The following is an 8,114-nucleotide window of genomic DNA, read 5'->3' as shown; positions in this document are numbered from 1 at the left end:
CTTATTTAGTGTCTAGTGTTAGCCAAACTAATTATCTTAGTGAGCTCAGTTCAGGACACAAAGTATTAGGAGTAAATTGTGATGGCAAGGCACGAGAAATAGTTGTAGGCAGGATGAAGATAGAAGTTCGTCCCCTACTCAGTATCGATGCAGTGTCTCAATCTGGAATTCCGGTAAATGTGATTGTCCAAGACGATTGGCATGTAAGAGTTCTTGGACCTGGTGGTAAAGTCCTGAATGTCACAGAATTAAAGCCTGGAGATAAGCTGCTTGGTCATACTGCGCCCAGTGGACGCCATGTTGGGCTTCCAGTTAAAGAGTCTTGTCTGGAAAAGTAAATAATATCATGTCCGGGAGTATCGATTACCAAAGAAACAACGGTCAGTATTCAGCTATCAGCCATCAGCCTATGCGCTACGCGCACGCTTTGCGAACAGCTTTTGAATAAAAGAGGTAAGCATTCGATTAATCTGAGTTACGTCACAGCGTCGTTCGCACAGCGTGGCCAAAGGCCAAAGCCTGTGCCACAAAGCTAATGGGCAAATCCCCAGACTTTCAATTCTCATTAATCTCGAACTATTAAATTCTCCCTAAAAAGGTTTATTTTAAGCTGACAGCTGACAGCTGACGGCTGAATGCTTACCACTATCGCGCACAACCGGACACGATATCATTTCCTTTCCTTGGAAACAGTCAACATGTATTAGCAAGTAAGAGGGGATTTAAGAATGAGTAAATTACTTAGCTTAAATGGCTATAAGCCAAAAGACTATAAGCCCAAACAAAATAGGCAGACTGAATCGACCTTAGGTTTTAAAGACAAATCCATTGAGATTAACTCAAGTAACCTTGAGGCAGAATCCGACTCTCAAGTTTGGGTTAAAGCCCCTGATATCCCTAACTCGATTCATTGTGAAGAAGCTCTTATTTTAGGTCGGGAATCTGAGAATACCTGGCTAGCTTGGATTCCCGATTATGGGGAGATTATCTTGTCTGATAGTGAACTTGCAAATTTGATTTAAATTGTCAAAAAAATCGGCATTATATTATCTGTTAGGTATTATCAATTATCTTGCAACACGAACTTGGATTTAACCTCATGAACATTAACCCAACTATTTTGCCATTGTACCAAAGACTTAAGTTATTCCTTACCAAGCCATTAGGATGTGGTAACTTTCTCCAGTACTCTGTTGCTAATAACCCTTATCGAAACAATGATTTTTTGTTTTTAGAAAAACCTTTTCAAACATTCACAGGGGAGACCATCAACAGGTTTAGTTTATCTTCCTTAAAAGATGTTGTGGATAACTATGCCTCTTGGTACAGGAAATCTGGCGTTCGTGAGAATGATCCTGTTGCTATCTATTTAGACGATGGAATAGGTTACTTTATCCATTACTTAGCACTAAACAACCTAGGTGCTATTCCAGTTTTGGTAAACGGTCGTATGGATCCTGATATTGCTGCTGACTTTATCAGGCGTGTTGGTGCCATTGGTTTATATTCTGATCAGAAGCACCTGGATACTATTAGTGGCTACGTCAAAACTAATGAGTCATTAAAGTTTATTGCCACAGATGTCAACAATACATCTGTTCAAAGCTCAGAGATAGAGCTTCCCCAGTGGTATCCATATTCTCCTACAGATTCTCATCCAATTATGATCTGTCATTCCTCTGGTACTACTGGAAAGCCTAAGCCAGTAATATTTGGGCATCAACAGTTTTTCTTTGGCAAACGAATTCGTCTGCTAAATTTCCCAGCTAGTCAATCCGATAAATTTTTGTTTGCCTTACCTAGTTCACATTCGGCGGGAATTAGCTACTTTATGACAGTCACCTTACTGGGATTACCCACTATGGTTTTGTCAGATTTATCTGGAAATAATGCTATTACTCAAGCTAAAGAACTTAAAGCGACTATAGTAGCAGCTTTTCCACAAACCTATGCCGACATGGCTTCCCATTCTTTAGAAAAAGACCAATTGAGTTCTGTAAAAATGTGGATTAATACGGGCGATGCTGCCCATGAAGCTCATATCAGGACTCTGGTAAATGCTGGGAATTCTAAATCAGTCTTTATTGATGGTCTAGGTGCTTCAGAACTCGGCATGGCTTTGTTTAATAAAGTCTCTAGTCGCCAGACAAGCTTGTATAATCGATATATGGGTAAGCCACGCAGTTTTGTAAAAGCTGTAGTATTAGATGAGGAGGGAAATCTACTGCCACCCTATCAGGTAGGTTTCCTGGGTATTAAATCTCCAACTATTACACCAGGCTATTGGAATGATTCTAACCGCACCCTCAAAAGTTATAAACAAGGGTACTGGATTAGTGGGGATTTGGCTTATTATGATCAGGAGAATAAATTTTTTCACGTGGATCGTGCGGTTGATGCTATTAAGTGCGCTAGTGGCTTAGTCAATACCTTACCCATCGAGGAATTAATTTTGAAGAACAACTCAGCTGTTGCTGATTGTACAATAATTGGTGTACCTAAGGAAAAAGGCTTCGATGGATTGGTTGCTTTTATCAAGCTTAAAGCGCCAGGAAATATTATAGCATCAGCTCTGATTACTGCTATCAATAAGCAGCTAGTGGATAACAAGTTTGAACCCTTGTCTTTTTTACAAATCGTCAGTAATCTTCCTGTAGGTTCAACAGGAAAAGTCCTCAAAAGGAAGCTTCGCGAGCAATATCAGGACATCCTAATTTGTGCTGAGCATAACTTAGAGGGTAAAGGGCTTCATGATTTTGCTTATGCACAGCAAAGTAAAGTTCAAGTTAGGTCTTAGATTGTTGATAATTAACTGAACATTTTTTACTAAATTAAACTAGAAGGATACTAGTCAATGCAAGAAATTACTAAACAGCTGGTACCAGACAAACTACTGGAATTGGGGTTTGCTTTCTCAGCATCTAAGACATTCTTAAGTGCAGTCGAACTGGGAGTGTTTACTGAACTGGCTCAGAGTTCTATGACTGCTGCTGAATTGACTGAAAAACTAGCACTTCATCCCCGTAGTGCGCGAGATTTTTTGGATGCACTAGTTGCTTTAAACGTTTTAGAGCGTTGTAATGACCGTTACAGTAACACGCCTGAAAGTGATTTGTTTCTTGACCGCTCCAAGCCTTCCTATATCGGTGGTTGCCTAGAGATGTGCAACAGCCGTCTCTATGGATTTTGGGGTTCATTAACAGAAGGGTTACGAACCGGTCAACCCCAGAATGAAGCCAAAAATGGAGAAGACTTCTTCGGCACCCTTTACGGGGACCCCGCCCGCCTAAAAATCTTTCTGGAAGCGATGTCTGGGATCAGTATGGGAGTAGCTAAGGCGATCGCTGAGAAATTTCCATGGGAGAAGTTTCAGACCTTTATCGATATCGGTACGGCTCAAGGGCAGTTACCAGTAACAGTTGCCCTAAGTCACGACCATTTACATGGAGGTGGGTTCGACTTGCCAGTGGTTCGCCCAATTTACGAGGAATATGTTGCTTCCAGAGGACTTAGCCAGCGATTAGACTTCCATGGTGGTGACTTTTTCCAGGATATGCTGCCTAGTGCTGATGTTTTGGTAATGGGACACATCCTGCATGACTGGAATCTAGAACAAAAGCACCTGTTAATTGCCAAAGCCTACGAAGCACTCCCGACCGGTGGTGCATTGATTGTCTACGACGCACTAATCGACGATCAGCGCTGCCAGAACAGGTTTGGGTTACTGATGAGCCTAAATATGCTGATCGAAACCTTTGGGGGTTTCGACTATACAGGAGCAGACTGCTGTGCTTGGATGGACAAAGTAGGATTCAAAGATACTTACACTAAACCTCTTGTAGGAGCTTACTCAATGGCAGTAGGCATCAAATAATCCCAATTACAGGTGACGCGGTGACGCGGTTACAGGTTAGGAGGTTAGCAGGTTGAAGGTTAGCAGGTTGAAGGTTACAGGTTAGAGTTTACAGGTTACAGCTTACTAGGTTACTAGGTTACCAGGTTACAGGTTATATTCTGAACCTTAAAGCAAACCACCTTAACCCTTAAACCAAACCACCTTCAACCAAACCACCTTGGCCTATTGGCCACGCTTCGCGAACAACCTTGGCCTTTCGGCCACGCTTCGCGAACAACTAAACCACCTTGGCCTATTGGCCACGCTTCGCGAACAACCTTCAACTTAATTATGACCCATATTCTTCACATTGATGCTAGTCCCCGTGGCGATCGCTCTATTTCTCGGCAATTGTCTAATCGGTTTATTCAAACTTGGAAGTCTTTCTATCCAGACGACACTGTAACCTATCGAGATTTAGGTCATAATCCTGTCCCCCATGTGGATGAAAAGTGGATTGCTGCAGCATTTTGTCCTCCCGAAAAACGCAATCCTGAATTGGTAGACGCAATTAAAGTATCAGATACTTTGGTGGATGAATTTATAGCAGCCGATCGCTATGTTTTTGGCATTCCCATGTACAACTTCAATGTTCCATCTACCTTCAAAGCTTATATCGATCAAATTGTCCGATTTAATCGCACCTTTACCTTTGACGAAGCTGGTCAATATCGGGGTTTAGTTCCTAAGGGAAAGAAAATGCTAATTTTTACAGCTCGTGGTGGTAGTTTCTCTCCAGGAAACCCTAGTGCTGATTACGATTATCAGGAACCTTTTTTAAGGGCTATCTTTGGAGTTATTGGCATTACAGATATCACCTTTATTCATGCCGAGAAACTAGATTTAGGGGAAGAAGCCCGTCAGGAATCTTTGGCCAATGCCCGTGCTGAGCTTGATCAAGCAGTAGGAATGTGGTAATCACGTAAAACGTCAAAAGTTAAATTTGTAATTTTACCAACCAATTGAGGTATTTAAATGGAAGCAAGATTGGAATTAAAAAAAGTTGAACCAGCAGCTTATTTAGCCATGAATTCCTTGGAAAATTATGTGAATAAAAGTGGGTTAGACAAAACACTGATAAAGTTAATTAAAATTCGTGCTTCTCAACTGAATAAATGTGCGTTTTGTATCGATATGCATACAAAAGAAGCCAGAAGTAATGGAGAAACAGAACAACGAATTTATGTTCTAAATGCTTGGCGAGAAACGCCGTTTTTTAGTCCGGAAGATCGAGCTGTATTAGAGCTAACTGAAGCAGTGACTCTGATTTCAGAGAATCAGGTACCGAATTCAGTTTATGAAGAGGTAAGTCGCTATTTTTCGGAAACTGAAATAGCTAAACTTTTGATGGCTATTGTAACGATCAATGCTTGGAATCGTATTGCTATTACTACAAAAATGATTCCAGGTACCTATTAGAGGATGTGTAAGCTTAAGCGCTACGCGCACGCTACGCGAACAGCTATCAGCCTATGGCCAAAGAAGTTTATTTTAAGCTGACCGCTGACTGCTTAATGCTGACTGCTGAATGCTGACCGCTGACTGCTTACAGAAGGTGTTTGTTAATAAAATTTGCTTTCCTTTTATTCAAATCTAACTAAAGAGGTAGCTTAAACCATGACTAATAGTACAGCATTGAAAACATCAGTTTGTATTTTAGGTTCAGGTCCAGCTGGCATTGTAGTTGGTAATATCCTGCTACAAAATGGGATTGATTGTATCATTGCGGATAGATACAACCGCGAGGAAATATATACGAGGGCGCGTGCAGGTGTCCTGGAAAGCACGACAGTTGACCTACTCAAAAAACATGGTCTAGCGGATACAATTTTCCAAAAGGGGTATACCCATGATACCTGTGAATTTCGTTACCCTGATTACAGCGTTGTCTTTGATTACGGAAAGTTAGCTGATGGGGATGTCCATTACATTTATCCCCAAAGCGATCTCAATGACGATCTGATCCAAAGATATCTGGATGCAGGTGGTAAGTTACTGTTACGCCATGAGGGGAAAAAAATTACTCAAACCGATGACGGCGTCATTGTTGAGTGTTACGACAAGGATGGTGACACCACGATCACGATTCATGCTGATTTTGTAGCAGGGTGTGATGGGTATCATGGACTCTCGCGCCAATCAATTCCAGACGGAGCGGTAGACATCTACACAAAACAGCATCCCTACGGCTGGCTGGCAATTTTAGCTTACGCACCACCTTCTGCAAAACATGTCATCTATGGCTTGGATCATGATGGCTTTGGAGCTCACATGCCGCGCAATGCCAAGATTTCTCGTTATTACTTACAAGTTTCACTTGATGATGAGCTTAAAAATTGGCCTGATCAACGGATCTGGAGTACCTTGGCAAAGCGTCTGGCGAAAAAAGAATGGAGGTTGAAAGAAGGGGAAATCTTTGACAAGCGGATTTTATCCATGCGCAGTTATGTTATGGAACCTTTACAGTACCAACGGTTATTGATAGCTGGTGATGCGGGTCACATTATTACACCTTGCGGTGGGAAAGGTTTAAATCTGGCGGTACAGGATGCGGGTGTTCTCGGAGAAGTATTGGTAAGTTACTACCAGGAAAAACGGGATATTTCTTACCTGAAACGCTACTCGGAAGTTCGTTTGCCCTATATTTGGCGTGCTCAAGAATTCTCTTGTTCGATGTTGCATATGCTCCATAAGTCTGAAGAGAAGGATGTAGACAATGTCCGTTTCTTCAATAAGTTGAGTGAATCGAAATTGAAGCAATTGTCTACATCGGTGACATTTGCTAGGGATTTTGCCAGAAATTATGTCGGTATTATCTAGGAAAGGGAATAGGGAGTAGGGAGTAGGGAGTAGGGATTAGGGAACAAAATTATCACAATTCATTAAAGAGCCCTATCTGAGAGGTACACAGAATTTTTTTCCTGTCTTGATGCAATTTCCTTGCTATTCCCTCTTCTATCTTCCCTGTTCGGGTGCATCTCCTAAAAGCTGTTTGACTCGGTGGTGCGTTACGGGGTGGGCTATTTCAATGGTGGCGAAGAGGCAGAAAATCAGGGCGAGCCCACCCCTAACGCACCCTACGCAAAATTTACAAAAGTGAGATACACCTCCCTGTTTCCTGTTCCCTAAAACCGAGGACTTTGTGCCTCACAAAATTAAACAACTCTATAGGTTATTAAGGAGACAAATCATGAAGATTATCGAAATGCAAAATTATAAGAGTTTCGACTATTACACTCAGCTGGAAGAACAACTTAAACCAAGCCGTATGGCTCTGATAAACCACCCCCTTTACCAACAGTTAAATGACTTGGTATCTCTACAGATATTTATGGAGTCTCACGTGTTTGCTGTTTGGGATTTTATGTCTCTGATTAAGACTCTTCAACACCGAGTCACTTGCTTGGATGTACCTTGGGTGCCACCAACAGATATTAATTCTGCCAGGATGGTGAATGAGATTGTTTTAGCTGAAGAGACTGATGAAGTCTCACCAGGAAATTACATCAGTCACTATGATCTCTATCTGGTGGCTATGACAGAGATAGGTGCTGATACTAATCCAATTAAAACGTTTATCTCTTCTCTTAGAAAAGGTATTCCAGCTAACCAAACTCTAGCTTCTATTTCGATACCTGAATTAACCAAAACGTTTGTTAAATTCACGTTGGAAACTACGACTAAGTCAACCCATGAAGTAGCTGCCGCTTTTCTACTAGGTCGAGAAGATATCATTCCTGCTATGTTCAGACAGGTTATTGCTACTTTAGATAGTCTCTATGGATTTACTTGGGATTCTTTGCGTCTCTATCTAGACAGGCATAATTTTCTGGATGAGGATCAGCATGTTCCGATGGGTAAAAAACTCTTAAAAAATCTTTGTGGTGATGATCCTGTGAAATGGGAGCAAGCTTTCAATTCTGCTGAGAATGCTCTCAAAGCACGCTATGCTCTATGGGATGGTGTAGCTGAGTTGATTCAGCTCAACAAAGAGAATGATATAGCGCTGCTTGAGATGTAATACGGCGGTTTGCAATTTAGTGAGGTACAAAGTTCTGGGTTTTTAGGGAACAGGGAACAGGGAACAGGGAAGGGTCATCGAAATTCCGTGGTATTATAGGGCTCATTCGATATTGTTTACCGTTCGCTAGCAGTATCCTAGAAGGGAAGGGCTGACGTCCAGACACCAACCACAAACTATAGCGCATGCCGTATGCTG

Annotated in this window: 9 protein-coding genes and 1 pseudogene; 9 read left to right on the top strand and 1 reads right to left on the bottom strand. The window is 41.7% G+C overall.

Annotated features, from left to right (window positions below; all coding sequences use genetic code 11):
* From F6K20_RS14875 to F6K20_RS14835, 9 genes and pseudogenes are all read left to right on the top strand, one after another.
* Positions 1-338, top strand: a pseudogene (locus tag F6K20_RS14875) (3-dehydroquinate synthase II domain-containing protein); the annotation flags it as partial.
* Positions 323-448, top strand: coding sequence for a hypothetical protein (locus F6K20_RS14870; protein WP_287295132.1), 126 nt, complete (start codon positions 323-325; stop codon positions 446-448). The pseudogene F6K20_RS14875 and the gene F6K20_RS14870, both read left to right, overlap by 16 nt.
* Positions 449-728: 280 nt before the next feature.
* Entirely contained in the window at positions 729-1,022 is a 294-nt protein-coding gene (locus F6K20_RS14865; RefSeq protein ID WP_008185397.1) for a hypothetical protein, read from the top strand.
* Positions 1,023-1,099: 77 nt separating this feature from the next.
* A complete protein-coding gene (locus F6K20_RS14860; RefSeq protein ID WP_287295130.1) occupies positions 1,100-2,797 on the top strand; it encodes a class I adenylate-forming enzyme family protein in 1,698 nt (565 codons plus the stop codon).
* A gap of 57 nt (positions 2,798-2,854) precedes the next feature.
* The gene (locus tag F6K20_RS14855; protein WP_008185401.1) at positions 2,855-3,874 is read left to right on the top strand and encodes a methyltransferase; all 1,020 of its coding nucleotides are present in this window, start codon (positions 2,855-2,857) and stop codon (positions 3,872-3,874) included.
* 312 nt (positions 3,875-4,186) lie between these two features.
* Positions 4,187-4,813, top strand: coding sequence for an FMN-dependent NADH-azoreductase (locus tag F6K20_RS14850; RefSeq protein ID WP_008185403.1), 627 nt, complete (start codon positions 4,187-4,189; stop codon positions 4,811-4,813).
* A gap of 57 nt (positions 4,814-4,870) precedes the next feature.
* On the top strand, positions 4,871-5,314 hold the full coding sequence (locus tag F6K20_RS14845) for a carboxymuconolactone decarboxylase family protein (protein WP_008185405.1): 444 nt from the start codon (positions 4,871-4,873) through the stop codon (positions 5,312-5,314).
* A 198-nt stretch (positions 5,315-5,512) separates the two neighbouring features.
* A complete protein-coding gene (locus tag F6K20_RS14840) occupies positions 5,513-6,715 on the top strand; it encodes a 4-hydroxybenzoate 3-monooxygenase (protein ID WP_287295129.1) in 1,203 nt (400 codons plus the stop codon).
* A gap of 370 nt (positions 6,716-7,085) precedes the next feature.
* Complete coding sequence (locus F6K20_RS14835; protein WP_008185409.1) at positions 7,086-7,916, top strand: DUF3050 domain-containing protein; 831 nt, start codon at positions 7,086-7,088, stop codon at positions 7,914-7,916.
* Between the two features lie 16 nt (positions 7,917-7,932).
* Here the strand turns inward: F6K20_RS14835 and F6K20_RS14830 are convergent.
* Positions 7,933-8,114 (bottom strand): hypothetical protein (locus tag F6K20_RS14830; protein WP_287295127.1); only part of this gene is annotated, 182 nt, incomplete at its 5' end.

This window comes from Moorena sp. SIO2C4, assembly GCF_010672485.1.
GTDB lineage: Bacteria > Cyanobacteriota > Cyanobacteriia > Cyanobacteriales > Coleofasciculaceae > Moorena > Moorena producens.
The sequence above is the reverse complement of the archived record's forward strand: the minus strand, read 5'-3'. Positions and strand labels throughout refer to the sequence as shown.